Source organism: Saccharospirillum alexandrii, from assembly GCF_004000275.1.
GTDB lineage: Bacteria > Pseudomonadota > Gammaproteobacteria > Pseudomonadales > Natronospirillaceae > Saccharospirillum > Saccharospirillum alexandrii.
In genome coordinates this window covers 163,231-189,716 of the sequence record NZ_RCIP01000001.1, presented here as the reverse complement: position 1 = coordinate 189,716, position 26,486 = coordinate 163,231, and the positions used below count along the sequence as shown (strand labels likewise).

The window sequence follows — 26,486 nt, the reverse complement described above, 5'->3', positions numbered from 1 at the left end:
TCACATCAGGTAGCGCCAACCGGCAGCTACCGAAATGCCGGCTGCTATGGCTGGCATGGGCCGACGCACGGCCAGCATCACTGCTGCTGTCGCCAGTAGCGCCATTCTCGCCGCCATATCCCCCTCTACGGCCACAGGCACCAGAATGGCGATAAGCACCGAACCCGACATGGCATTAATGAAACTTTCAACACGCTGATTGATCGGAACCACCGACATCACCAACACCCCGCCGAAGCGAGTCAGCAACGTCACTGCGCCCATCAGACAAATGACCAAGAGACCGTTCAGACCGTCGGTTGCCATCATTTGTCTGCCCTCCCGGCCTTGGGTTCTGCTGGTTTCTCCATCCAGAATAACCCTACCAGACCTCCCCCAATGGCGCCCACGACGACATGGGTGTTTTCAGGCAAATACCGGTAGGCCAGCCAGGCCGTCAACGCCGCCACACACCAGGCCAGCACCATGCGCAGACTTTTGCGGCCGCCAAACACCATCGACAGCATGAAACAGCCCATGACCATATCCAGCCCAAACCGGGCCGGGTTGGCGATCAGATTGCCAAAGGTCATACCCAGCAGCGTACCGCCCATCCAGGTAACCCAAAGCGCCATCCCGCCGCCAACTAATAAGCCGAGGTTGGGTTTGCCACGCTGGCAATCGTTCAGCGTCATGGCCCAGTTGGCATCGGACAGCACCAGCATTGAGCCGAATCGCTGGGTTGCCGGTACCTGTTTCAGCCAGGGGTACAGACTGGCCCCCATCAGCAAGTGCCGGGCGTTGATGGCAAAGGTGGTCACCAGTAACGGGATGACGGGGATCTGCCCTCCCCAGAGCTCCAGTGCCGCGAACTGTGCGGTTCCGGCAAAGACAGCAAAGCTCATAAACACCGTTTGCAGCGGCGTCAGGCCGGTTTGTACAGCGGCAAGACCATACGCCAGACCAAACACCACAACAAACATCGACAACGGCAACAGGCGCCAGAAACCTTGCCCGATACCCGCTAGCGTGAGGCCGGGCATGACAGAGACGGCGGTGGACATGACAACTCCGAAAGGTAAGGATTAATTCAGCATTGAACCAGCTTGGCCGGGAGCGGCCAAGCCTGAAGCCGAACAGGGTTCAATCTCGATTGTAAAGGAATATGGTCAGGCTTCAGGCCTGACCTCCACTGTCACTGAGAAAGGTTTTATCGATGCCCAGCCTGCGCAAAGCCGCGTCGTAACGGGTTTCCAGCCCTTCTTCAAATATCAGGGCCAGATCACCTGGTACAGTCAGCCAGGCATTGCCCTTCAACTCCCCTTCCAATTGACCCGGCGACCAGCCTGAGCACCCCAGGCACACCAGATAATCTTCAGGCCCGGCGCCACGGGCGATGGCCTGCAGAATATCCGGACTGGTGGTAATGCTCAGGTGACCGTTGTTGACGGTACTGCTCCAGGGGCCTTCGTTGGAGCGATGAATGATAAAGCCGTGTTCGGGCATCACCGGCCCGCCTGAATACACCGGGCGATCCAGCAAGTCGGCGTTATCGCACTCGATGTCGAGTGATTCAAACACTTCGCCCAGGGTCATGGACGTCAGCCGATTAATCACCAGCCCCATGCAGCCTTCATCGTCATGCTGAAACAGGTAGGAAACGGTGCCGGTAAACCAGGGGTCGTTCATATCGGGCATGGCCACGATGAACTGATGGCTCAAACCGGTGTCATTATGAAAGAAGGTGTCCATCATGGTACTCCTGTAGCGCTGAAACGATCGACTAACGACTCAATACCACCGACCGCTCAAGTCGGGGATGCCAACCGGTCACCACGCGTTCAGACGCACGATACGGCGGCGGAAGGAAACCTCATTTACCGGGTAATGCCTCATAGAATAGTAACTTATTACTGAGCTTGCACCAGTGTCCCTAGCGTTGCTGACAAACCGGGCAATCAGGCTGACGCTTAAACTGGAACCGCTGCCAGCTCATATCGGTGGCATCCAGTGTCAGCAGGGTTCCGACCAGGGGGTCACCAAACTGTGCCAGTATCTTCAGGGTCTCAACCGCCTGCACTGACCCAACGACACCCACCACCGGCCCCAGCACGCCTGCGGTGGCGCAGCTGACATCGTCGTCCTGACCGTCGGGAAACAGGCAGCTGTAGCAGGGGCTGTCCTCACGCCGAAAATCAAAGACGCTGAGTTGCCCCGATAAACCGATCGCCGCCCCGGATATCAGCGGTATACCAAGAGCCATACAGGCCCGGTTGGCGGCATAGCGGCTGCTGAAACTGTCAGTGCCAATAACCACGGCATCACAGCCCCGGGCCCAGGCGAGCATGCTGGCCTCATCGAGATGGCTATCGATCTCAGTAACCTTCACGTCGGGGTTCAGTTCCGCCAGCGTGGCTCGGGCGCTCGAGGTTTTTTTGTCACCCACGGCCCGGGTGCGGTGCACAATCTGACGTTGCAGATTGGTCTCATCAACCCGGTCGCCATCGGCAATCAGCAGTTCACCAACGCCTGCCGCAGCAAGGTACAACAAGATTGGGCTGCCCAATCCACCAGCGCCGAGCACAAGCACGCGGCTGTTTACGATGCGTTGCTGCCCCACAATATCCACCTGTGGCAACAGGATGTGCCGGCTGTAGCGCAGCAATTGGTGATCGGTGAGTTCTTCGGGCGGCTGAGTCATGGCAGGGGCCTTGTTAGGCAGATCAGTGGGTAACCTTATCGGCCACCCACTGTCGGTTCAGACTGAGCCGATCAGGCTTCTTCGTCGGGTACAACGTCATCGATCAGGGATTTAAGCTCACCCTTCTGGTGCATATCGGTAATGATGTCACATCCACCAACCAGCTCACCGTTGACCCAGAGTTGCGGAAAGGTCGGCCAGTTGGCGTATTTCGGCAATTCGGCACGGATATCCGGATTGGACAGCACATCAACATAGGCAAACTTCTTGCCGCAGCTCATCACGGCCTGCACCGTCTGCGCAGAAAAGCCGCACATAGGCTGGTTCGGGTTGCCTTTCATATACAGCAATACCGGGTTGGATTCGATTTGCTCTTTGATGTTGGCCAGGGTGTCGGTCATGGTTTCATTCCACAGGTTGCTTCAGATGTCGCTATTGTACGCCAATCCTGTTGAATCGACAGGGGATGACAGTGGCAATAGCAGCTTGCCCTGTTAGTTAGGGTTTAATTGCCCATTTTCAATTGCACAATCCCTAGACTGGTCGCCTGAATTGCCTACAGGGCGGTCTGGCCTTTTTGCCAAGCGTCCGTGGCGGATACCGGGTTGGCCTGTCCGGGGTCGGCGTGAACCCATCCATAGGGCCTAGACCGCAGCAACCATGCTGCGGACTTCCCCGGACAGGCCAACCCGGCACCCGTCACTTGTTGCATTACCAATTCAAACTCTTACTAAGTGCAAAACATCGCTGCAAATATCGCAGGCGGCTTGCAATTGCTCTGGACCAGCCTCTTCCGTAAACTTGACGGTTTTCCCGCTCAGCGGCAGAACCCCACTAACCCCAGAACGGAGTCACCCACCCATGTCCGTCAGGCACTTTTTGACCCTGAATGATCTCACCCCGGATGAATTGCGGTTCCTGATTCAGCGCTCAGGTGAACTGAAAAGCCTGTTCAAGCGCGGCGACGTGTTCGAACCGCTGAAAAACCGGGTGCTGGGCATGATTTTCGAGAAATCCTCGACGCGGACGCGGGTCTCGTTCGAGGCGGGCATGATGCAACTGGGCGGTGGCGCAATTTTTCTGTCGCCGCGGGATACCCAGCTTGGGCGGGGCGAACCCATTGAAGACAGCGCCCGGGTGCTGTCGCAAATGGTCGACGCGGTGATGATTCGCACCTTCGAACATGAAAAAATCGAAACCTTTGCCGAGTATTCAACGGTGCCGGTGATTAATGCCCTGACCGATGACTACCACCCCTGCCAGCTGCTGGCCGACATGCAGGCATACCAGGAAGCGCGCGGCTCGATTCAGGGCAAAACCGTTACCTGGATCGGCGATGGCAACAACATGTGCAACTCCTACATCAACGCCGCCATGCTGTACGATTTCAAACTGAACATCGCCTGCCCCGAAGGCTTTGAACCCATGGCAGACCTGCTGGCTAAAGCCGGTGACCGCGTCACCATTCTGCGTGACCCGGTAGAGGCGGTGCAGAATTCACACCTGGTCACCACCGATGTCTGGGCCAGCATGGGTCAGGAAGAGGAAGCCGACGACCGGATTCGAGTGTTTGAATCCCTGCAAGTCTCCCCGGAGTTGATGGACAAAGCCCACAAAGACGCCGTCTTTATGCATTGCCTGCCCGCCCACCGCGGCGAGGAAGTCAGCATGGATATGCTCGACGATCCGCGTTCTGTGGTCTGGGAACAGGCGGGTAACCGCTTGCATGCGCAGAAAGCGTTGTTGGAATTTTTGCTCTGCAGTGAGTAGTAACACCGACTTTTCCATACGATGTAATTTGCCGTATAGGTTTTTCCGAGTTTGCACGAACCTGAGCGCCGGAGGGCAGGGATGCTCTTGCGGGGGTATCTGAGGCAGGGATGCCGAAGTTAAGCTTACATGGATGTATCTACAGCGCCCCCGCAAGAGCATCCCTGCCCTCCGGTGCGGGCTCATGGCGATACATCCCAAATTGGCTCAAGGCGTCACACTGCCCTGCCGTACTGGCAGTTTGGCTCGCTTGCGCTCTTTCAGCCCAATCAGAATCAGCGGTACCACGATCATGCTCGACCCGATGATAAACCAGAGATCGGGCGCCTCGTCGAAGAACACCCAGCCTCCCAGCAAGGCCCACAGCAAGCCGGTGTATTCCGCACTCGTGACTTCATTGGCCGCGACCCAGCGGTAGGCCATCAACACCGTGAAGTTGTAGCACAGGATGAAAAACGCCGAGCCAAAGGCCGTGAACAGAATCGTCCAGTCGAACGGCTCGCTCTCCCACATCATTAATAAAAAGGCGGCCGGCAGCATGAGCAGGTGGGTCAGTTGCAGCGTATGCACCATCGACTGACCCCCCGGCAATTTGCGAATCAACACGATGTTGATCGCCAGTGAACACGCAACCCCAATCGCGCTGAGGCTGCTCCAACTGATTGCTACCGGACGCAAGATAACCAGAATGCCGACAAAGCCGCTGATCACCGCAAACAGACTCAGCGGCGTCAGCTTTTCATTAAAAAACACCACCGCGATGACCATCACCAGAATGGGCGCTGCATAGAACAGCGCATTCGCCGTGGCGAGTGGCAGAGTACCCAGCGCCACCACCATGCAGGCAATGCCCATCAGACTGATGTGCGCGCGTATCAGATGCATGCGCCAGCCCGCAAACAACCGCTGACGATCGATCATCGACATCAGCGGTAACAGGATGGCCATGGCACAAAGGGTACGGACAAAAATGAACTGAAAGATCGGGACGTCGCTAACCTGCCACTTGATCAGGGCATCGGAGACCAGCGCCAGCGCATTGCCGATGACCAGCAACCAGATTGCGCTGTTGATGGTTCTACCCGGCATGACGATACACTCCCGATTGACAATCCTGATTACTGAGAGCGCGCCAACCGGAACGATCCCACTCCATGCCGGGAGTCTAGTACTACTCAAGTATTGAGAAAAATGATATTTTCTTTATGGTATTAGTATTTTAGATACTAAGTGGATCATCTGCCGATGAAGTTACCACCCCTGAAAGCCCTGCCCGTTTTTGAAGCCGTGGCCCGACTCAACAGCTTCAGTCGGGCGGCCGGCGAATTGGCGGTTAGCCAGAGTGCTGTTAGCCATCAAATTCGCCTGCTGGAAAGTTACCTGGGCGAGGATCTGTTCACCCGCCAGGGACGTTACCTGGCACTGACAGAACCCGGCCGGCACTATCTGGAAGGGGTGACCAATGCCCTGCTGCAGATCGAGCGCGCCAGCGAGCAGTTGCAGGGCAAGCCGGATACTCAACTGCGCATGGCCCTGTTCAGCTCGTTCGCGGTTCGCTGGCTCATCCCCAACCTGCCCTACCTGCAGCGTCAGCACCCCGAGATCGACCTGCAACTGGAAATGATGAACGAGTCACCACAGCTCTCAGACCGGGTCGCCGACTGCTTTATCACCCTGCACGACGATCAACGCGGTTTTACCACCGACCTGCTCTACACCGAGCGGCTGTTCCCCATATGCAGTCGGACCTACTGGCAGCAACTGTGCAGCGACTTGTATCAGGAAGGGCTGATTGACACGCCGGAACCAGCCACCATAGATCCGCTATTACTGATGCGTTGCCCGCTTCTGTCGACTTACTCCCTCTTCGGAGAGCAGAAAGACGACTGGCGACGCTGGATGGCCGAAGGCGGCTTAAGCTTGCCAGCAAACGCCCGGTATCAGCATTTCAGTCACATGCTGCTGGCTCTGGAGGCGGCCCGGCATCACCAGGGCCTGGCCCTGACCAACGACTACATGTACAACGCCAGTGAAGACCCGGACCTGATCCGCCTACCCTGCCATACCCTGATTACCGGTGACCGTTTCTATTTTGCGTACAAAACCAGCCGCCGGCAGGAAGCCGGCATTCAAAGGGTACGCCAGTGGATTCGCCAGAGGGCCGCCAGTACCGGCTTGCTGGATGCGATTCGGGAAAACTGATGTCGCAGACAAAAAGAAGCCCGCGAAAAGGGGAAGAAAACGCGGGCTGGGAGCAGTGGGAGCAGGGTCGACTCAGCGGGTAACCCCGTGACTGCACCTACTCTCTTACTCTGAAGACTGTCTGTTTACTTACTCGGATGTCTGCTTGTCTGCCTTACCAAAACTACGAAAAAAGCTCACCACAGGATGTTTCAAAATGTTATCCAGAAACACCTGCTGACTCAGCTGACGCAAGCTGTCTGCATAAGTAGGGTAAGGATGGATCACTTTCTGCAATTTGCCAAAATTTAGATTCAGGGTTTTCATGACCTGCACCTCGGCAATCAACTCACCGGCACGTTCGCCTATAATGTGAGCCCCAAGCACCTTGCCCCGCCTGCTGACAATCAGCTTGATCAGGCCGACATCGCCGGCTTTTGTCTTGGCGCGGTCCAGCTTGGCAAAGTCGTAGCGGTAGACGCGAATGCTGTCGCCATGCAGCTCCCGGGCTTCCTGCTCGGTCAGCCCGGCCCGGGCAAATTCCGGGTCAGTAAAGGTGGCCCAGGCAACGTGGCTGTAATCAACGGAGCGGTTTATCGGCAGAATCGCGTTCATGGCAGCAATCTTGCCCTGAAAGTTGGCCATGTGACTGAGCAGATAAGGCCCTGCCACATCACCGCAGGCGTAGATGTTTTTAACACTGGTTTGCAGATGCTGATTAACCTTCACCCCTTTGTCGACATCGACACCGATGTCCTCTAGGCCCATGCCGTTCACATTGGGGGCCCGGCCAATGGCCACCAGCAGATTGTCCGCTTCCAGGGCACCAGTTTCAGAGCCTTTTTCGGTGTTCAGCCGCACACCAGCAGCTGTCTTCTCAACGCCAACCGCCTTGGTGCCCACTTCAAACCGCACCCCTTCGGCCGACAGGCGCTGACGAATCAGTGCCGAGAACTCCGGCTCTTCGCGTGACAGTATTTCCGGCATCATCTCTACCAGCGTAACCTGCACACCCAGCCGGTTCATGGCCTGGGCCAGCTCCATACCGATAGGCCCGCCCCCCAGCACGATGACCGAAGCGGGCAAGGTGGCTTGCTGAAAAAAGTTTTCATTGGTGAGGTAATCGACCTGATCCAGCCCCGGTATGGGTGGCACAAAGGGTGAGCTGCCCGTTGCCAGCACAAACTTCTTACCTTCGTAAGTCTTGTCCCCCACTTCAATCCGCGTCGGGCTGATAAAGCGGGCAAAGCCATTCACGTAATCAGCCCCGGCTTTTTGCAGTACCTCGGGGGTTTCCTCTTCATAAACGTGCTCGCTGACGGCTCGCACTCGCTCGAGAATGGCGCCAGAATCAACGGTTATGGTCGCGAATTTGCGGGCAATGTGGACCTCTTTGGCCTGATTGATCAGCGCCTTGCTTGGCACACAGCCCGACCAGGTGCACTCACCACCCGGCCGGTCTTTTTCAACAATCAGTACCCGTTTGCCAAACCCCAGGGCGGTAAAAGCCGCCGTCAGGCCACCGGCGCCGCTGCCGATTACAATCAGATCATAAGGTTTCATAACCATCCTACTGTCAGTTAGTCCTGAATTTGCTGGTACAGCGTTGTCAGTTTTTCATGGCGCTGACGATTCAGCCCCCGATCGGAATAGCCTGCCCGGCTGGACGACCGGAAATGCACTTCCCGGGCATCGGCATCGAGGTAGAACTCGGCATCGTCGTGAAACTTCATCAGGTCGGTGGTGAAGACGACATAAAGGTAATCGGCTTCCTGTTTTTTGACTTCCGCCCCACCATAGCTTTTCACCGCGGTGAGAATAGCGGCCATCGTGGCTTCCTGATCGGCCTTGAATGGCCAGGGTGCAACTCGCTTGGCGACATCATCTGCCTGGGTCGATACCGCATTCGGCTTCGATGACAGGGGTTTCAGACGCCCCTGACTATGGCCCAGAGCAGGTGCCCGGCTGTTCTGCACATAAATCATGATAAAAGCCAGAACGATCAGTACGGCCAGAATGATAAAAAAGGTTCTCATGGTTGCTTCCCTTGTTTGCAGTGAATTGGTCGGAGCATCGAACCAAAACTTACAATGCCGATGCTTTATCTTGCTTGCATGTATCTTGTGTACAAAATAATAGAGGGTATGCCTTGACCCGTCAATACCTTGTGCGCAAACTATAAGCCTAATGACCACCACCGGATGCCTACGTGACTGACAACGCCGACGCCCTGCCCCAATTGAAGCTGACAAATCAGATTTGTCACGCGCTCTATTCTGCCACCAACGCCCTGATTCGCGCCTACCGGCCGCTTCTGGAACCACTGGACCTGACCTATCCGCAATATCTGGTGATGCTGTCGCTCTGGGAGGAGGACAGCGTTCCCATTCGCAATCTGGTGCATCATACCCGGCTCGATTCGGGCACCCTGACCCCCATTCTGAAACGGTTGGAACAGAAGGGCCTGCTGATTCGCGGCCGCGCAGCGACCGATGAACGGAGCAAGACCATCACGCTGACCGATGCTGGTTTGGCCTTGAAACAGCAAGCAGCGGATGTGCCAGCCGCGCTGGTGTGTCAGACCGACATGACCGCCGACCAGGCGCTGGAACTGAAAGCACTGGCTGAAACCCTCTACCAGCAGTTACAGAAAGCGCCAAGATAGATAACGGTATAAGTAATGAATTTGAGATTAGCGGTAAGATTGAGAGCCCTGGTTTCCAGAGTTGGCTGGCCAGCCTGAGTTCAGGCCATTGCTCGCCGGGCGCGACGGTGGCTTTGCCACAGGCCCGCCATAAAGAAACCCATGGCGATCCAGATCAGCACGAAAGTCAGCAGTCGCTGCGGTGGGTAAGCTTCGTCGAGAATGAATACTGCCGAGAGAAATTGCAGCGTCGGGTTCAGGTACATGATGAACCCGACGACGATCAGATCCAGCCGACGGGCAGCAGCGGCAAATAACAACAGTGGCACGGCCGTTACCGCGCCCGCTGCTATCAACAGGACCGTATCGCTCAGCGATTGCGCAAACATCATTTGGCCCGCCGACCAAAGCCAGGCAAGGTATAACAAGGCAACCGGCACGACGACCATGGTTTCAACCTGCAAACCGTTCAGGCTGTCGACCGGTTGCATCTTGCGCACCAGCCCATACAACCCGAAACTGCCCGCCAGCACCAGGGAAACCCAGGGCAAACGACCAATGGCAATCAGTTCGAACAGCACGGCTATCAGAGCCATCAACCCGGCGACTACCTGCCACCGGTTCATGGATTCTTTCAGTAACAAGCGGCCCAGAAACAAACTGACCAGCGGTGTAATGAAATAACCCAAACTCGATTCCAGCACTCGCCCCGCCGACACTGCCCAGATAAACACCAGCCAATTAATGGTGATCAGTGCGGCCGATAATGACAGCCAGGCCAAAGCACGTCGATTGGCAATCAGGGCGGCCAGTTGCTTGCGTCTACCCAACACCAGGATAACCAGACCCGTAAACACATAGGCCCATACGATCCGGTGTGCCAGCACTTCAAACGCCGACACATTGGCCAGCAAACTGAAAAATAAAGGAAAGCAGCCCCAAATACCGTAAGCACTGATGGCCAGCAACAAGCCCCGCATGTTCACCCTCCAAATCGACGAGTGGACAGTGTACGGGGTTTGTCAGGTGCCTGCCTTAGCGGAGCACAATAAAACGCAGTGTTTCAGCCCAGCTTGCCCAGCAACCCACGGTAAAGCTGATCGTCACCAATCACTTTGAGTGAACGGTCGTTGCACTCAACCAGCACGACAAACCCCGTCCGGTGGCGTATTTCCAGCGCTTCATGAAAACTTGCACTGGCACTGACAAGTGTCGGAGCCTCGATCAAGTCGTTCATCGAGTCGCCTTCCTGCCAGCGCTGAACTTTTATTGTTTGGTTCTGACATTGTGCATCACCGGTGTCGGCATTGAACCAACAATCCTGTTTTGTATCGATACAATAGTGGTCGTCTTTTGCTGGCAACACGGTTAGCGGGTCAGCTATATCGCCGCACAATAGAACGTGCAAGGGATTGGTGTGCGCCACAAAATCCTCAACGTACTGAGTCGCCGGGTTCAGCACAATATCCTGCGGGTTGCCCTGTTGCACAATGCACCCATCTTTCATGATGGCAATGGTATTGCCGAGCTTGAGTGCTTCATCCAGATCGTGGCTGACGAACACAATGGTTTTTTGCAAGCGTGATTGCAGTTGCAACAGCTCTTCCTGCAATTGCTGTCGAATCAGCGGGTCAAGCGCAGAAAAAGGCTCATCCATCAGCAGAATGTCGGACTCGGTCGCCAGTGCCCGGGCTAAACCAACTCGCTGTTGCATACCGCCGGACAACGCACTGGGTTTATGGTTACGCCACTCGGTCAGCCCAACCAGCTCCAGCTGTGCATCAACCCGGCGGGCAATTTCTTCTTTTGACAACCCCTGAACATCCAGGGCGAAGCCAATGTTTTCAGCGACGGTCAACCAGGGCATCAGCGCAAATTTCTGAAACACCATGGAGATGCGTTTCATGCGAATGTCGCGCTGGGTCTGATGATCGGCATCGAAGAAATTCAACACCTCACCTTTATGCTCAATCAGCACTTCACCCCGGGTAACCGGGTTCAAACCGTTTACACAACGCAGCAGGCTTGATTTGCCGGAGCCGGAAAGGCCCATCAATACACAAATCTCGCCCTTATTCACTTTCAGATTCGCCTGGCTGACCCCAAGCACGAGCCCGGTTTCACTTTGCAGCCGATCGCGATCATAACCCTGGTCGAGCAAGGGCAGTGCCCGTTCCGGGTTCTTGCCAAACACCAGGTCGACGTTTTTAAACTCAATCATCAGCTCACCTCGTGTTTTTGTTTCAGCAGGCGGTCCAGCACAATGGCCAGCAAGACGATGGCAAGGCCCGCTTCAAACCCGCTGGCGATGTCTACGGTGTTGAGCGCCCGAACCACGGGTCGGCCCAGGCCGTTGGCACCCACCAGTGCAGAAATAACCACCATCGACAGAGACAACATGATGCACTGGGTTATGCCGGCAGCAATGCTGGAAGCCGCTGCAGGCAATTCGATGCGCCACAACAGCTGGCGATTGGAACACCCAAAGGATTTACCGGCTTCCACCAGTTCTTTAGGCACCTGAAAAATGCCCAGATAGGTCAACCGAATCGGCGCAGCGATGGAAAATACAATGGTGGCTATCAACCCGGGGACCACACCCAATCCAAACAGCGTCAGCGTTGGAATCAAATAGACAAAGGTGGGTACGGTCTGCATCAAATCCAGAACCGGGCGCAACAGGGTATAGAGCAAGGGCCGGTGTGCCGCGGCAATGCCAATCGGAACACCAATCAACACACAGAGGCTGGTGGCGCACACTACCATCACCAGTGTTTCAATCGTCGCTTCCCAGTAACCCAGATTCCAAATCAGTAAAAAAGATAAAACGGTAAAGACCGTAAGCCCGGTGTTGCGACGCAACCACTGGGCCATCACACCCGTAATGGCAATGAACAACCAGGGTGGCAGCAAAAGCAGGTTGTCGGTTGCGCCGTCTATTAACCATTCCAGTGCAATCGCCAGGCTATCAAAAAACCAGGCACCGGAATCGACCAGCCAATCGACAAAGCGCTCCATGGTTCTACCCAGGGGCAGTTTATAAGCTTCCATAGTCAGTCTCAGTCTCGTTGAAAGGAGCGGCCACAATGGGCCGCTCGGTCATCGGGAGGGGGAATTACTGCAGCGCGGCTTTTGCCACTGGTGCAGCCGCTTCACCGTCCAGGGTGGTTACACCGTCGAGCCAGACGTCGAGCACATCGGAATTGGCAGAAAGCCATTGGGTAGCGGCATCATTCGGGCGCATGCCTTCATCCAGAATCAGCGCCATCACTTCGTTTTCCATGGCCAGCGTAAAGGTCTGGTTGGTGAGCAGGCGACCCACATTGGCACATTCTTCAGCGTACCCTTTGCGAACGTTGGTGTGGACAGTCGCGCCACCGTAGTTCGGGCCGAAGAAATCGTCGCCACCGTCGAGGTAGGCCAGATCAAAATTAGCGTTCATCGGGTGCGGTTCCCAGCCCAGAAACACGATCCAGTTGTCGCGACGATCGGCGCGGCCAACCTGAGACAACATGCCCGATTCACTCGATTCAACCACTTCAAAATCACCCAGGCCAAACGCATTCTGATCGATCATGCTCTGGATCAGGCGGTTACCATCGTTGCCGGGTTCGATACCGTAGATCTGGTTATCAAATTCATCGGCGTATTCGGCGATGTCTGCGAAGGATTGAACGCCCGCGTCATACACATACTGCGGCACGGCCAGTGTATACTTGGCGCCTTCCAGGTTGGTGCCCAGAATGTCGATGGTGCCGGCATCCCGGTAGGGTGCGATGTCTGCTTCCATGGTAGGCATCCAGTTACCCAGAAACACGTCGATGTCACCGTTTTCCAGTGAACGGTAGGTAACGGGGACTGACAACAACTGGCTTTCAGTTTCATAGCCAATGCTTTCCAATACTACGGAGGTCAGCGCTGTGGTTGCGGTAATATCCGTCCAGCCTACGTCGGCAAAACGCACTTCTTCACAGCTATTGGCCATGGCAATGCCAGCAGTGCCCGTCAGGGCAATGGCAACGGTGAGTTTCTTTGCGATTGAAACAGTCATCTTTTCTATCCTCTTTTTACTCGGTTAATGTCTTCTATGACGATCCTGAGGGTCAGGCATCCCTTGTTGCCAGCCTGACAAGTTGCCTTACTGGCCTGACCCTACACTTCTCTTTACCTCATCCTACAAACGTCGTAACTCAAGATTCGGAGGTCAGGTCTGCTTAGGTGGCATTGGTCCGCTGCAGTTACCGGTGGAGCCCCTGTGGGGTCGGCGTAGATCCGTCCATGGAGCCTAGGCCGCAGCATCCCTGCTGCGAACTACCCCACAGGGCCTCCACCGGCACCTGCTGCTTGTCATCTCTGCGAACTCCGAAACTTCAATTCAAAAAATTGTTTAACGCCTTAGCGCTGCGCCGTTTTCCAATTAGGGTGTTCCCATACCGCCGCTGTCGACTGTGCGATTGGCGTACGACCACGAATATGATCTGCACATTTCTCGGCCAGCATAATGGTCGGTGCATTCAGGTTACCGCTGACGACACTTGGCATGATGGACGCATCGACAACACGCAAATTATTCACGCCGTATACACGGGCCTCGCTGTCCACCACTGCCATCGGGTCATCCGCCGCGCCCATTTTGCAGGTGCAGGACGGGTGGTAAGCGCTGTCAGCTTTTTCGCGTACGAAGGCATCAATCTCTTCATCGCTTTGCACATTTGGGCCGGGTTGCAATTCTTCACCACGAAACGGAGCGAACGCCGGTTGCGCCAAAATTTCCCGGGTCAGTTTTACCGCCTGACGCATTTCCCAGCGATCACGTTCGGTGCTGAGCAAGTTGGGCTGAATGATTGGGTGGTCGGCCGGGTTCGCGGATTTCAGTTTCAAGTAGCCGCGGCTGGTCTGGCGCATCGGGCCGACGTGGCACTGGTAAGCATGCACTTGAGGATCTACCCGGCCATGATCGATGACCTGGGAAGGCAGAAAATGAAACTGGAGGTCCGGGTGACGAACACCGGCTTCGGACCGAATAAAGCCACCGGCTTCAAGGTGGGCTGTACGGCAGGCGCCCTTGTCGTTGTTGATGAACCAAGTAACACCGGCGATTGTCTTGTGAGGCTGATGCGTGTACTTGTACAGCGTCAGCGGTTGTGTGCAGGCCTGCTGCACATACAGTTCCAGATGGTCCTGCAGGTTTTGCCCAACGCCCGGGCGGTGTGCGACGACGTCGATGCCGAGTGCTTTAAGATCGGTTTCATCGCCAATGCCGGAGAGCATTAATAGTTGCGGTGAATTAATGGCGCCGCCGCTGAGAATGACTTCCCGCTTTGCTTTGACGCGCACGGTTTTATTATTCTGAACGTACTCAACGCCAACGGCGGTATCACCTTCAAACAGAATTCGCTGCACCATGGCACCGGTTTCCGCACGCAGATTGGGGCGGTCGAGTACCGGGCGCAAGTAGGCCTGAGCGGTGTTCCAGCGCTTGCCCTGCTTGATGGTCATGTCCATGACCCCGAAGCCTTCCTGCTGATAGCCGTTCATGTCGCTGGTGTGCGGGTATCCGGCTTGCTGGCCGGCTTCAATGAAGGCACCAAACAGGGGGTTTGGCTGATCCCCGGTGTGAACGTTCAGGGGCCCGTCGCCACCGCGGTAATCGTCGGCACCCACTTCCCGGGTTTCGGCCTTGCGAAAATAAGGCAGCACATCGGCGTAAGACCAGCCTTCGGCGCCCTCTTCCTGCCAGCGATCGTAATCGTAGGCGTGGCCGCGAATATACACCATGGCATTCAATGAGGAACCGCCGCCCCACACCTTTCCGCGCGGCCAATACAGCTTGCGGTTGTTCATGTGGGCTTGCGGTTCGGTGTGGTAATACCAGTTGTATTTATCATCGCCGAGGTTGTAGGTCAGCGCTGCGGGCATGTGTATTTTCCAGGTGTCGTCCTTACGGCCGGCCTCCAGCACCAGTACCTCGACGTTGCTGTCTTCCGACAGTCGATTGGCCAGCACGCAACCCGCCGAGCCCGTGCCCACAATGATGTAATCCGTTGTCTGATCGAACGAAACAGTCATATCCAATAAATACCCACTCAATTCATATCATGCAGCGCGCTGGCGCGTTGCTGTTTAAAACGGCGACTCAACCGGCCCCATACCCACGTAAACCGATTTGATCTGGGTATAGTGGTTCAGGGTTGCCAGGCCATTCTCGCGGCCAATGCCCGAATGCTTGTAACCGCCCACCGGCATCTCGGCCGGGGAATTTCCGTAGGCGTTGATCCAGCAAATACCCGCCTGCAATTGGCCAACCAAGCGATGCGCGCATTGAATATTGTTGGTGAAGACTCCGGCCGCCAGGCCGTAGTCGGTCTTGTTGGCACGCGCGATTACCTCGGCTTCGTCCTCAAATTTCATAACAGACATCACCGGGCCAAATATCTCATCGCGCACCTGAGGCATATCATCGGTGCAATCTGCGAACACGGTCGGCCGCACAAAATAACCTTGCTCAAAGCCTTCGGGGTGAACGGCATCGCCGCCCGTCACCAAACGGGCACCGGATTCGACACCGGCTTTGATGGCGGCCAAAACCTTGGCCTGATGGTCTGCGGAAATCAGCGCACCCATGTTGGTGTCCGGATGCATTGGGTCGCCAAAGACGACATTGCGCTCGGTCCGGTCTTTGACCTTTTCAAGAAAGGCGTCGTAGATATCCGCATGTACGAAGACGCGGGTGCCATTAGTGCAGACTTCGCCCTGGGTATAGAAATTGGCGAGCAATGCCGCGCCCACGGCGTTGTCGAGATCGGCATCGGGGAAAATAATCAGCGGTGATTTGCCACCCAGTTCCATGGTGACATCTTTTAAGGTGCTCGCTGAATCGGCCATGACTTTTTTGCCCGTACCGACTTCACCGGTGAAGGAGACTTTGGCAATGTCCGGGTGAGCCGTCAGTGCCTGGCCGACACGATGATCGCCCTGCACCACGTTAAACACACCAGCCGGCACGCCCGCCTCGATGAAGATTTCAGCCAGTTTGGCAGCACCCCTCGGCGTTTCTTCCGAAGGCTTGAACACCATGGCGTTGCCGCAGGCTAGTGCCGGTGCGGCTTTCCAGCAGGCGATCTGCAAGGGGTAATTCCAGGCGCCAATACCCGCACACACACCCAGAGGTTCACGCCGGGTATAGAAAAAATCACCGCCCAGGTCGTGGTGTGTGCCTTCAATAGCGGACGTTAGCCCGGCGTAATATTCAATGGCATCGGCTCCGGTGACGACATCAACCACACTGGCTTCCTGCCAGGGTTTGCCGGTATCGAGTACCTCGATGCGTGCCAGTTCATCATTGCGTTCACGCAACAGCGCTACGGCTTTGTTCAGAATGCGGGTACGCTCCATGGCACTCATGGCCGACCAGGTTGCAAAGCCGCGTTGCGCTGATTGCACAGCAGCATCCACCAGAGCGGCATCGGCCTGCTCAACCTGATACAAAACGGCACCCGTCGCCGGGTTGACGACCGGAAAGGTTTCACCGGATTGGCTGGGGCGATAGGCGCCATCGATAAAAGACTGCAACAAAGTAGATGTGGCCGGGGCTGTCATTTCAGGCAGACTCCTTCAATACATTGGGTTTGGATGGAATCGAGGCGATCATCTGGTTGACATGATGACGGCACACCGCGATGCACTGCTCGGCGTCGATGCCTTCCTGTGTAAGGGCACCGCGTAACCACAAGCCGTCAATCAGAGCCGCCAGCGAGGTAGCTGCCAGATGCGGATTGTCGTGACCGAGCGCCTTGAAACTGACTCGCAGATTGCTGTGTAAACGCGATTTGTTGATTTGCTGCAACCGGGCAAAGGCCGGTTCATGCATGGCACTGCTCCAGAACGCCAGCCAGGTTTTGGCCGAGAGGCTGTCGGTCTGAGTTTTTGAAAAGTTGGTGGCAATGATCGCCGCCAAACGATCTTGAGGGGTCGGGTTCTCTGGCAACCGGGTCAGCAGGTCCACTTTGAGCTGCTGCAGCAAGTCCAGCATGGTGGCTTCCAGCAACCCCAGCTTGTTCCCGAAATAATGCGCGATGATGCCGGCCGATACGCCGGCCCGGCGAGCAATGCTCTGCACCGTTGTTGCGCTATAGCCCACCTCACCGATCGACTCGAGCGTCGCGTCGATCAGTTGTTTGCGCCTTATGGGTTCCATTCCGACCTTTGGCATAACGTTTCACTCGTCCTGTCTCAATGAAAAGAATCTCAATTGACCGGATTTTACCACCAAATGATCACCGTTCTTTTTTTGATTGATCGTTCAATATAAAACAAGGTAATGCAACGACCCCTAAAGTTCAAGGACGAAGTTGACACTTTCTTTAATGTTGAAAGAGGTTGTTCGGCGGGAAACAGAGACTCAACCGGCTCGAACATCGTTTCGTGATCGAAACGAATAGTTGAGCCGGAGCACTAGAAGACTGTCAAAGTCAGGAGGGTTGTCGGATGAGGATCAATCTTTTTCCAAATTCAGCGAGGCTGAGTTAATGCAGTAGCGCAACCCGGTTGGTGCCGGACCATCCGGGAATACGTGGCCCAGGTGAGCTTCGCACTGAGCGCAGAGCACCTCGATGCGAGTCATGCCATGCGAACGGTCTTCCCGCTCGATGATGGCATCCCGGTTCAGGGATTCGTAAAAGCTGGGCCAGCCGCAGCCGGCATCGAATTTAGTATCGGACCGGAACAGTTCTGCGCCACAGCACACGCAGCGGTACAACCCCGGGGTTGTGGTGTCCCAGTAGGTGCCGGTAAAGGGGCGTTCAGTGCCGGCATGCCGGGTTACCCGATATTGCTCTGGCGTGAGTTCCGCACGCCATTGGTCATCAGTTTTCACAATTTTATCCGTCATGCGGGTCTCCCATAGGAAAGTGTCTGGCGTCGCCTTATACTCAGCGCAATGAAACAGGTTTTGAGCCCTCAGGGAGGCCGTGGCCGCCGAGGGCAGTACAACAAAGCCCAGTGTACGCTATTCATCCTATTCCGGCTTTCATCCCCGGTTCGATTCAACGCATCCTCAGGAGTGCCATGAAAACGCTGCATAAATCTCACAAGCTGGCCAATGTGTTTTACGACATTCGCGGGCCCGTTCTCGACGAAGCGCGGCGCATGGAGGATGAAGGCCACCGTATTTTAAAGCTGAACATCGGCAATCCCAAACCCTTCGGCTTTGATGCGCCGGACGAGATCATCACCGATGTTATCCGCAACCTGCCTCAGGGTGAGGGCTACAGCGATTCAAAAGGCCTCTACTCAGCGCGCAAGGCGGTGATGCAATACTACCAGCAGCGTGATGTTCAGGGCGTCGAGATCGACGACATTTACCTCGGTAACGGGGTCAGCGAACTGATCCAGCTGGCTTGCATGGGCTTGCTCAATACCGACGACGAAGTACTGGTACCGGCACCCGATTACCCGCTGTGGACCGGCGCCGTTACGCTTTCCGGCGGCAAAGCCGTGCATTACCACTGTGATGAAGGCGCCGACTGGTTTCCGGATCTGGAGGACATTCGCAGCAAGATCACCGAGCGCACCAAGGCAATTGTGCTGATTAACCCGAACAACCCAACCGGAGCGGTCTATTCCAAACAGCTATTGCTGGATGTTGTGGAACTGGCACGCCAGCACAGCCTGGTGATTCTGGCCGATGAGATCTACGACAAAATTCTGTATGACGAGGTCGAACACCACTGCCTCGCAGCCCTGTCTCAGGATGTACTAACGCTGACCTTCAACGGCTTGTCGAAGTCCTACCGACTGGCCGGGTTTCGCTCCGGCTGGCTGGTTGTCAGCGGCCCGAAGCACAAAGCCAGCGACTTTATTGAAGGGCTGAACATGCTCGCCAGTATGCGGCTCTGTGCGAACGTTCCGGCCCAGCATGCCATTCAGACGGCTTTGGGCGGCTACCAGAGTATTAACGACCTGATCATTCCCGGTGGGCGCATGCGCGATCAGCGGGATCTATGCTATGAACGCATTGAAGCCATTCCCGGTCTCAGCTGTGTGCAGCCCAAGGGCGCGCTTTATATGTTTGTTAAAATGGATAAACAGAAATTCAAGCTGACCGACGATGAACGCCTGGTGCTCGACCTGGTGCGTCAGGAAAAAATGCTGGTGGTGCACGGCCGCGGCTTTAACTGGCCTGACGTCGATCACTTCCGGCTGGTGTTCCTGCCGCCGCGCGAAGTGCTGAACGACGCCATGAACCGGCTTGAACGCTTTTTCAGCCACTACACCCAGGCCTGACTCATAAACTCAGGCCTCTTGAATTTGAGCCAGGGGAAATCCGATGCTGGATATTCACATCACGGAATTCTACAACGACATGGCGCGCATTCTGGCGACGCTGTACCGCCATTTCCCGCGTCAGGTGTCGATCTACATAGAAGACATCAGCGGTCCGGACACCCCGGATGAATACGGTCTGCACAGCGACCGCCATATAGCCTGCTTCAATACCGTACTGTGGCTGACCGAAGAAGGCCTGATGCGCTTCAGCGATCACGAACGAACGCTGGCGGTGAACCATTGTGTACTGACGCTCGATGGCTTTCGATTGCTCAGCCACATCGACCCGGTCGAAGGCGGCGTATCGCGCATCGACGAATTGCGCGTTGCGTTACAGGAAGGCTCATCCGACATGACCGAAGCCGTCTTACGCCAGTTGCTAATGGAACACCGGCCCAACCGGTAATTCAGGGTTCTTTTAGCCAGCGCTTTCGGTAGGAACCGTCGGCATCAAACTGGCTAACCTGTTTGTCAAGATTGAACACCCGCCCACCGCGAGGGTCGGCCCCCACCCCGGCTATGTACTGCCAGTTGCCATAGTTGCTGGCGACATCGTAATCCACCAGAAAGTGCTCAAACCAGGCTGCACCCAATCGCCAGTCAAAACGGCCGTCATAAATACAGGCGCTGGCGATGATCTGTCGCATCCGATTCGACAGATAGCCGGTACTTTCCAATTGCACCCGGCCTGCACGCACCAAAGCATGGGTGTCGGCATTCTGCAGCCAGCGTTCGAATTCACCCGCATCTGTGGACCCGCTATGCTGACCTTGACGACCCGGCGAGATGAACAACTCTCGCCCCCGATGTCGGCTGTACCATTGAAAATATTCTCGCCAGAGGAGCTCGAAATACAGCCAGTAGGTCGACTCGTTACGGTCAACCTCCCTCTCGAACCGGGCAATCTCAGCCGCTAACCGCCGGACCGATAAGGCTCCGGCGGATAACCAGGGAGACACCTTGCTGGAGGCAGACACATCATCCAGCGCATTGCGCGTAACCTTGTAGGTCAGGATGGACTGGTCTTTCCAGAGATAACGCGCCAAATGGTCAACACCACTGACCTCCCCGCCCGCAAACGGGGTTTCGGACTGGCCGGTCCCAGGGCCAAATTGTTGCTGATCCGCATCGAATTTGCTCGGTGCAGCGGGTAAAGCGGCGGGCTTGTTGAGTGGCGTTACGGGTGTGAGGCCCGGCTTTTCGATAGCACGCCGGAACTTGGAAAAGGTTTCGGGCAAAGCGTCGAGCCTGAATGGCAGGCCGACTTCATCGAAGAGCGTCAGCGTTTCAACCAGGTCACAGCGGACTAATGGCAAGGCAGCCTCAATAGCCTGCCATTGTCGCATTTCATCAAACGCAGTTGGCCGACTGGTCACCAGCCGCTGAGCGCCCAGGGAGTTTACCACCTCCGGCACACCTTCTTCAGGCCGTTGCCAGCGAATCACGAGCGAATGCCCCAGAGTGTTCAGTGCAGCTTCAAGCGATACTAAGCTGCGCCGGGTAAACGCCCAGCGGTGAGGCCCCATCGGCGACCACCCGAAGGGCCCGGGCTCGAACCAGCGCGGATCGATCATGTACACACACACCAGTGCCGAACCCTTGGCAGCTTCATGCAACGCCGGGTTATCATCAAGACGCAGGTCACGCGTCAGCCAGTAAACGGTGGTCATGCCAGTGCCTTTGGAGAGAGCTTCACAAGCAATACGATGGCAAAACGAATCAGGATGGGTGCCAGATCATTGAGAGCGATGCGACTGCATCACAGACCCCGCAGTCAAACACGACGGTCACTTTTTATGGGTGTGGTACAGATCATCGATCGAGTAATCGAACAATTGCTTCACATAGGTTTTTGCTTCTGCGAGTGACACTTCGTCGACAGTTTTAGAAACTGACTTGCGCCCAACAATCCCCAGAAACCCTTTTTTGGCGATAATGTTGAGTTCCAGAAACCCTTTGTCCACCTCGATCGGCACGAGTTGAAGGCTGACCTGCGCTCCGTTTTCACCCGTTCGTGAAAAGAACAATCCGCCGCCCTCACCCAGCTCTTCGGTCAGCGCGATTTCCGAAGCCCAGGGGTACTGATCGATGAGTTCACGTGCGTCTCCCGCCCCTTTCAGCCGCCGATGGTGTTCGACCAGCTCAGGGCCCTCGATCCGATGTGAGTAAAATACTTCGACCATGCTCAGTCCCTGTTTCTTTGGGTTCAAAGACCCGGTTGGTAAATCCTTCATTAGGTACTGATTATGACATGCAGGGCTTCAAGTTGAAGCCCTGCCCTCGAAACGATGTGTTCAGAAGTGGCTCTTATTTCAGTTCAAATTCAAACTCTAGGCCGACGGCATCACGTTGTTTGAAACCCTTCCAGGTGGTGCCTGCTTCTTCGTCACCGTCCTGTGCCAGAGGGATCAGGTCGAAGTAGGCGCTGCGATCTTCACCTTTCAGGTACTGCTCAAAAAACGCCGTGGCGAAATGCTGCGCGATGTTATTCATCCGGGTATTGTCCCAGACGGCATCGGCATAGTGGTCAAACCCGTCTCCGGTGGCATACACCTCCTGAGGGGCAGGCATGGGGGCCGCCGCATTGTGGTTCGCGTTCTGAAAGGTCAGCAGGTATTTATCGATACCCGACAATCCCTGGTAAAGCGGTTTTATTCCGCCGTCATAATTTGAGACATCGTCGACACTGCCACCGATCACCATCACCGGCACATCGATATTGGCCAATCCAGCCGCATCCCAAAGTCCATATTGATTACCCCACGGACCAATGGCAATAGCAGCCTTAAACCTTGAATCCACGGTATCCTGATACCCCGGATCGCTTAACTGTCGCTGACTCAGCAAGCCCAACTGTGTCGGCGTGCCGCCAAATGGCAAGGACGTAGCACTCTCACTTAGCCCGCCCCCAACAGTATTGATCGCACCATAACCACCCATTGAATACCCGATGATGCCTGCGTTACTGGCATCAACCAGTCCACCGAAAACACTTGAACTGTCATCATTGAGCCGCGCCATTTCCTGGAGCACATAGTTTTGGTCCAGAGACCTGTTGAGCAGGGTACTGGCGAAAACAGACTGGTCTGAATAGGTACTCTCCATATGATCAATCGAGACCACCACAAACCCTTTGGAAGAAAGGTTTTCGCCAAAATGAGACATCAGATACCGGTTACCGGGATACCCATGTGAAACCAGTATCAGTGGAAACGGGCCGCCTGAATACAAGGGTGTGGCATCCCTGGCGGCTCGACCACGCAGTGTGGCGATTGTCTGACCGTCCCGGGTTATGGCTTTCGATGTACGATCGGCAACGTCGTCACTGACGGCTTCAGCCGGGTACCAGATCTCCAATGTCAACGAACGATCATAGGTAGCAAGACCGTCTTCAGAGGAGCTGGCCAAGTCTGTCTGGTTTTCATTGACCACCGTCAGGGTGGTCACCCCGGTTTCATAGCTACCCAGTGCTGCAAGCTCCGGCGCGTCACCTCGAACCACGTCAGTAGGGTTGATACGAGCTTCATGGCTCATGGGTGCGCTGTCACCCTCTGAACTGCTGGTATTACAACCGGTAAGCATCAGCGTTGCGACCGCAAGCGGAAGAAAGAGTGTCTTCATGATTTTCCCTTTTGTTTGGTTTTTTTCTTATTGGAGCCAGAAATCTAGAGAACGCTTTCAGGCTTTACAATAATTTCGCACCATTTGTGCCTTTTTTGAACTAATTAGCAGCTTATATCCGAAGTATTACAATTTAGCGAAAGAAAACGTTTTCATATTAATGTCACACGCTGACTTAAAAAGAAAAAATAAGAACACACCAACACAACATTACGATCACTGTGTTCAGGCGTGAAAGCCACCGCCCCCTTTTCGGACGATTTTCCATTATCATCAGACCGCTCACTCACCGATCAAACCGATCACCACACTGAACACCCGGGAACCCAAATGGCTCCTTACTCTGCACGCGGCCTTTGGCTGAAAGCGACACCTATCCTGTTTGTGGTGCTCTGGAGCACCGGCTTTATCGGCGCCAAATACGGGCTGCCCTACGCCGAGCCATACACCTTTCTGTTTGTACGATTTATCGGCGTACTCGCCGTCTTATTTGTACTGATACAATGTCTGAACGAGCACTGGCCGCAGACACCCCGGCTCTGGGTGCATATTGGCGTTGCTGGCATGCTCGTTCACGGGCTGTATCTCGGTGCAGTGTTTACCGCTATTGGTCTTGGCATGCCCGCCGGGGTGACGGCGCTGATCGTCGGATTGCAGCCACTGGTTACCGCTGTTTTGGCCCGGTTCTGGCTGAATGAGACCATTCGACGCCGGCAATGGCTGGGCATTTTACTGGGGCTTATTGGTATTATTCTGGTGTTATCCGAGCAACTGGATTTGAATAATCCCGGACATATCTTTATCGGTTTTGGCTGGGTCGCCGTGCTGAGTGCCTTGTCAGCCCTACTGGGTATCTCGGTAGGAACCCTCTATCAAAAGCGATACTGCACCGACATGCCGCTGGTTACCGGCACCTTTATCCAGTATCTCGGGGCTTGTTTCATACTCGGCCTTGGTGCCTGGTTGTTTGAAACGCGCATCATCGACTGGACGCCCACCTTCACACTGGCACTGCTCTGGTTGATTTTCGGACTGTCGATAGCGGCCATATTGTTATTGATGACACTGATTCGGCGCGGAGCGGCCTCCCGCGTTGCCAGTCTGTTTTACCTGGTGCCACCCGTCACCGCCATAGAAGCCTGGGTGCTGTTTGGTGAAACCCTGGGGCTCGTTGCACTGGCCGGCATCGCAATAGCGGTCCTAGGCGTGGCCCTGGCAGTGAAGCCACCCAATTAGAGACGATTAACTTACGCGAACACCAAAGGGAAGTTATACTCCCTCGAACAGAGTTTTATCTGGGGGATCCCATCCTCTACTGGGAGGTAGAATGCGGAGTAGATGCAGTAGGCAAGGTTCGGTCATTACCCTGTGTACTGCCACGCTAGTTTGGGCGTTCATTGGCATCGCGACCGCCGCCGTCATTCCAGCCAACGACCTGCCCGGGGATCTTGCGGGCCGGGTAGAGCTGCTTCAGGAACCGGCTGACGCATCGGCATGGGGCCTGAGCACGGCCCTCAACGCCCCCGAGTCAGAGTGGGTACCCATTTCCAACTCCGTTTTAAACTTCAGTTTCAATGCTTCAGCCTACTGGGTTCGGTTTACCCTTTACAACCCGACTGACGCCAATATTCGACTGATATTCGATGTCGCCCAGCCACTGCAAGATTATATTGACGCCTGGCTGGTGGATGAAAACAACACAGCCTTCCGAACCTGGCAAACCGGTGACCGACGTCCAACCTCAGGCCGACCTTTCCCCTACCGGGCGTTTGCGTTTCCAATCAGTATCGAACCCGATCAACGGATTCAATTTATCGCCCGGTTCGATACCCACGACGGCCTCTATGACGCCCTGCCCCTGTCGCTGGTCAGCCAGGGAACCTTTTTCATGCAAAAAGACAGGGAAGCACTCTGGTTTGGATTTTACTACGGCGCAATAACGATATTACTGCTGTACAACCTGCTCGTCGGTATAGCCACTCGCGAACGGGATTTTCTCTTGTATAGCCTGTATTTGGGATGTTTCTTGCTCTGGAATCTGGCATTCCGAGGCTACCTTGCACTGGGCCCACTGGCGAATGCGCCCATCATGAACAACATGGCGACCGCAGTGTTCGGCGGCACCATCTTTATCTCGCTGATTGTTTTCACACGCCGGTTTCTATCGTTGAACACGCGCATGCCACGCACCGACATCACGCTGATGATACTGGCAGCGGCCATGACCATACCGATTACGCTGGCGATGCTGGACCACTACGCCCTGGTCTTCCAACTGATCATTCCGCTGGCACTGATCATCATGCTGGGCGTACTGGCCGTCTCTACCTATCTATCAATAAAGCGTATTCGCACAGCACGCATCTACCTGCTCGCCTGGGTATTGCTGATCGCCTCTGCATTTGCTTATTACGGGCGCGTGCTGTCACTGGTGCCTTCTACCTGGCTTACCGAGAATGCCTTGAACATCGGTTCGTTGATTGAACTGCTGGTTTTGTCTCTCGCTATGGCAGATCGCATTCGAGTACTTAAGCAGGAACGACTGGAAGATCAGACCTACCTGATCGACCGGGAACGCGAGATGAATCAGGAATTGAAAGAGCAAGTTGCACTCAAGACCAGGGAATTAAAGCAACTTGCCGATCGCTTTGAGCAAGAGTCGATTACCGACGCGCTCACCGGCCTGAAAAATCGCAGAACGTTTGAGTCGACTCTGGAGCAGTCAGTCCGCCAGCAAGACCGTGACAACCCATGGCTTTGCCTGGCATTGATCGACCTTGATTACTTCAAGAACTTCAACGACCAGTACGGACATCCGCAAGGTGATAAGCTGCTGGAACAACTTGGCCAGGTGTTATTGCACACCTTTCAGCGCAGTGACGACTGTGTTTTCCGAATGGGTGGAGAAGAGTTTGGGGTTGTGTTCCGAACCGATTCGACCGAGGCGATTACCGCCATGTTGCAGGAATTCCAGAAGGAACTGGCCTCCATTTCTACCCAGGCCAGCACCGAGCCGGTAACGGCCTCCGTTGGCGTTGCCTGTGTGCCCAACGGCAGCGGGGTTTCCCCAAACGAGCTTTACGTACGCGCCGATGAATTGCTGTATCGATGCAAGTCGGAGGGGCGTAACCAGTACCGTATTGAGCAACTTGACGGACCTGCCACAGGAAAAGACTTTGCCCGCTGCTAATTCCTAGCCAGCGGCTAAACTGCCTTATTGAGTTTTCAACAGCACCTTGAATTCTGCTAAACCCAATCAGGAGA

26 protein-coding genes are annotated in these 26,486 nt (G+C 55.4%); 7 read left to right on the top strand and 19 right to left on the bottom strand.

The genetic code is table 11. The features are described 5' to 3' along the window. From EP166_RS00960 to grxD, 5 genes are all read right to left on the bottom strand, one after another. Window positions 1-309 carry an AzlD family protein gene (locus EP166_RS00960; protein ID WP_127554939.1) on the bottom strand — a complete coding sequence of 103 codons (309 nt, stop codon included), beginning with the start codon at window positions 307-309 and terminating at the stop codon, window positions 1-3. Continuing rightward, complete coding sequence (locus EP166_RS00955) at window positions 306-1,043, bottom strand: AzlC family ABC transporter permease (protein WP_127554938.1); 738 nt, start codon at window positions 1,041-1,043, stop codon at window positions 306-308. Before EP166_RS00955 ends, EP166_RS00960 begins: the two co-directional genes overlap by 4 nt. A gap of 112 nt (window positions 1,044-1,155) precedes the next feature. Beyond that, a complete protein-coding gene (locus EP166_RS00950; protein WP_127554937.1) occupies window positions 1,156-1,734 on the bottom strand; it encodes a YqgE/AlgH family protein in 579 nt (192 codons plus the stop codon). A 178-nt stretch (window positions 1,735-1,912) separates the two neighbouring features. Continuing rightward, a complete protein-coding gene (locus tag EP166_RS00945) occupies window positions 1,913-2,680 on the bottom strand; it encodes a HesA/MoeB/ThiF family protein (protein WP_127554936.1) in 768 nt (255 codons plus the stop codon). A gap of 71 nt (window positions 2,681-2,751) precedes the next feature. Then, window positions 2,752-3,081, bottom strand: a complete 330-nt coding sequence (grxD, locus tag EP166_RS00940) for a Grx4 family monothiol glutaredoxin (RefSeq protein WP_127554935.1) — start codon at window positions 3,079-3,081, stop codon at window positions 2,752-2,754. Window positions 3,082-3,541: 460 nt separating this feature from the next. Here grxD and argF point away from each other — a divergent pair, with 460 nt between their 5' ends. Then, window positions 3,542-4,450, top strand: a complete 909-nt coding sequence (gene argF / locus EP166_RS00935; RefSeq protein WP_127554934.1) for an ornithine carbamoyltransferase — start codon at window positions 3,542-3,544, stop codon at window positions 4,448-4,450. Between the two features lie 207 nt (window positions 4,451-4,657). Here the strand turns inward: argF and EP166_RS00930 are convergent, their stop codons facing one another. Next, window positions 4,658-5,539: a DMT family transporter gene (locus EP166_RS00930; RefSeq protein WP_127554933.1), complete on the bottom strand. Its 882-nt coding sequence runs from the start codon at window positions 5,537-5,539 to the stop codon at window positions 4,658-4,660. 156 nt (window positions 5,540-5,695) lie between these two features. Here EP166_RS00930 and EP166_RS00925 point away from each other — a divergent pair, with 156 nt between their 5' ends. Beyond that, a complete protein-coding gene (locus EP166_RS00925) occupies window positions 5,696-6,652 on the top strand; it encodes a LysR family transcriptional regulator (RefSeq protein ID WP_127554932.1) in 957 nt (318 codons plus the stop codon). A 129-nt stretch (window positions 6,653-6,781) separates the two neighbouring features. On the opposite strand, the gene EP166_RS00920 is transcribed toward EP166_RS00925, so the two are convergent. Together EP166_RS00920 and EP166_RS00915 are read right to left on the bottom strand one after the other, a co-directional pair. Next, complete coding sequence (locus EP166_RS00920) at window positions 6,782-8,194, bottom strand: dihydrolipoyl dehydrogenase family protein (protein WP_127554931.1); 1,413 nt, start codon at window positions 8,192-8,194, stop codon at window positions 6,782-6,784. Window positions 8,195-8,211: 17 nt separating this feature from the next. Continuing rightward, window positions 8,212-8,667, bottom strand: coding sequence for a DUF1499 domain-containing protein (locus tag EP166_RS00915; protein ID WP_127554930.1), 456 nt, complete (start codon window positions 8,665-8,667; stop codon window positions 8,212-8,214). Between the two features lie 173 nt (window positions 8,668-8,840). Here EP166_RS00915 and EP166_RS00910 point away from each other — a divergent pair, with 173 nt between their 5' ends. After that, complete coding sequence (locus EP166_RS00910; protein WP_127554929.1) at window positions 8,841-9,296, top strand: MarR family winged helix-turn-helix transcriptional regulator; 456 nt, start codon at window positions 8,841-8,843, stop codon at window positions 9,294-9,296. An 80-nt stretch (window positions 9,297-9,376) separates the two neighbouring features. Here EP166_RS00910 and rarD read toward each other — a convergent pair whose 3' ends face one another. From rarD to msrB, 8 genes are all read right to left on the bottom strand, one after another. Continuing rightward, window positions 9,377-10,255 carry an EamA family transporter RarD gene (rarD, locus tag EP166_RS00905; RefSeq protein ID WP_127554928.1) on the bottom strand — a complete coding sequence of 293 codons (879 nt, stop codon included), beginning with the start codon at window positions 10,253-10,255 and terminating at the stop codon, window positions 9,377-9,379. A gap of 83 nt (window positions 10,256-10,338) precedes the next feature. Then, a complete protein-coding gene (gene choV / locus EP166_RS00900) occupies window positions 10,339-11,496 on the bottom strand; it encodes a choline ABC transporter ATP-binding protein (RefSeq protein WP_127554927.1) in 1,158 nt (385 codons plus the stop codon). Continuing rightward, window positions 11,496-12,326: a choline ABC transporter permease subunit gene (gene choW, locus EP166_RS00895; RefSeq protein WP_127554926.1), complete on the bottom strand. Its 831-nt coding sequence runs from the start codon at window positions 12,324-12,326 to the stop codon at window positions 11,496-11,498. Before choW ends, choV begins: the two co-directional genes overlap by 1 nt. Window positions 12,327-12,390: 64 nt before the next feature. Beyond that, complete coding sequence (locus tag EP166_RS00890) at window positions 12,391-13,326, bottom strand: choline ABC transporter substrate-binding protein (RefSeq protein ID WP_127554925.1); 936 nt, start codon at window positions 13,324-13,326, stop codon at window positions 12,391-12,393. 344 nt (window positions 13,327-13,670) lie between these two features. Continuing rightward, a complete protein-coding gene (gene betA, locus EP166_RS00885; protein ID WP_127554924.1) occupies window positions 13,671-15,344 on the bottom strand; it encodes a choline dehydrogenase in 1,674 nt (557 codons plus the stop codon). Between the two features lie 54 nt (window positions 15,345-15,398). Further along, entirely contained in the window at window positions 15,399-16,874 is a 1,476-nt protein-coding gene (betB, locus tag EP166_RS00880) for a betaine-aldehyde dehydrogenase (protein ID WP_127554923.1), read from the bottom strand. A 1-nt stretch (window position 16,875) separates the two neighbouring features. Next, window positions 16,876-17,487 (bottom strand): transcriptional regulator BetI, encoded by a 612-nt coding sequence (gene betI / locus EP166_RS00875; protein WP_127554922.1) that lies wholly within the window; start codon window positions 17,485-17,487, stop codon window positions 16,876-16,878. Between the two features lie 282 nt (window positions 17,488-17,769). Next, window positions 17,770-18,165 carry a peptide-methionine (R)-S-oxide reductase MsrB gene (msrB, locus tag EP166_RS00870; protein WP_127554921.1) on the bottom strand — a complete coding sequence of 132 codons (396 nt, stop codon included), beginning with the start codon at window positions 18,163-18,165 and terminating at the stop codon, window positions 17,770-17,772. A gap of 176 nt (window positions 18,166-18,341) precedes the next feature. Here msrB and EP166_RS00865 point away from each other — a divergent pair, with 176 nt between their 5' ends. Both EP166_RS00865 and EP166_RS00860 read left to right on the top strand, forming a co-directional pair. Continuing rightward, entirely contained in the window at window positions 18,342-19,559 is a 1,218-nt protein-coding gene (locus EP166_RS00865) for a pyridoxal phosphate-dependent aminotransferase (protein WP_127554920.1), read from the top strand. Window positions 19,560-19,602: 43 nt separating this feature from the next. Beyond that, window positions 19,603-20,007: a hypothetical protein gene (locus EP166_RS00860; RefSeq protein ID WP_127554919.1), complete on the top strand. Its 405-nt coding sequence runs from the start codon at window positions 19,603-19,605 to the stop codon at window positions 20,005-20,007. A gap of 1 nt (window position 20,008) precedes the next feature. On the opposite strand, the gene EP166_RS00855 is transcribed toward EP166_RS00860, so the two are convergent. The 3 genes from EP166_RS00855 to EP166_RS00845 all read right to left on the bottom strand — a co-directional run bounded on the left by EP166_RS00855 (window position 20,009) and on the right by EP166_RS00845 (window position 23,222). Next, window positions 20,009-21,271, bottom strand: coding sequence for a DASH family cryptochrome (locus tag EP166_RS00855; protein WP_127554918.1), 1,263 nt, complete (start codon window positions 21,269-21,271; stop codon window positions 20,009-20,011). Window positions 21,272-21,388: 117 nt separating this feature from the next. Next, on the bottom strand, window positions 21,389-21,784 hold the full coding sequence (locus EP166_RS00850; RefSeq protein WP_127554917.1) for a hypothetical protein: 396 nt from the start codon (window positions 21,782-21,784) through the stop codon (window positions 21,389-21,391). A gap of 124 nt (window positions 21,785-21,908) precedes the next feature. Then, window positions 21,909-23,222: an alpha/beta hydrolase family protein gene (locus tag EP166_RS00845; RefSeq protein ID WP_246026193.1), complete on the bottom strand. Its 1,314-nt coding sequence runs from the start codon at window positions 23,220-23,222 to the stop codon at window positions 21,909-21,911. 330 nt (window positions 23,223-23,552) lie between these two features. Between EP166_RS00845 and EP166_RS00840 the strand changes: the two genes are divergently transcribed. Together EP166_RS00840 and EP166_RS00835 are read left to right on the top strand one after the other, a co-directional pair. Further along, window positions 23,553-24,458 (top strand): DMT family transporter, encoded by a 906-nt coding sequence (locus tag EP166_RS00840; protein ID WP_127554916.1) that lies wholly within the window; start codon window positions 23,553-23,555, stop codon window positions 24,456-24,458. 91 nt (window positions 24,459-24,549) lie between these two features. After that, entirely contained in the window at window positions 24,550-26,412 is a 1,863-nt protein-coding gene (locus EP166_RS00835; protein WP_127554915.1) for a sensor domain-containing diguanylate cyclase, read from the top strand. Window positions 26,413-26,486 lie beyond the last annotated feature (74 nt).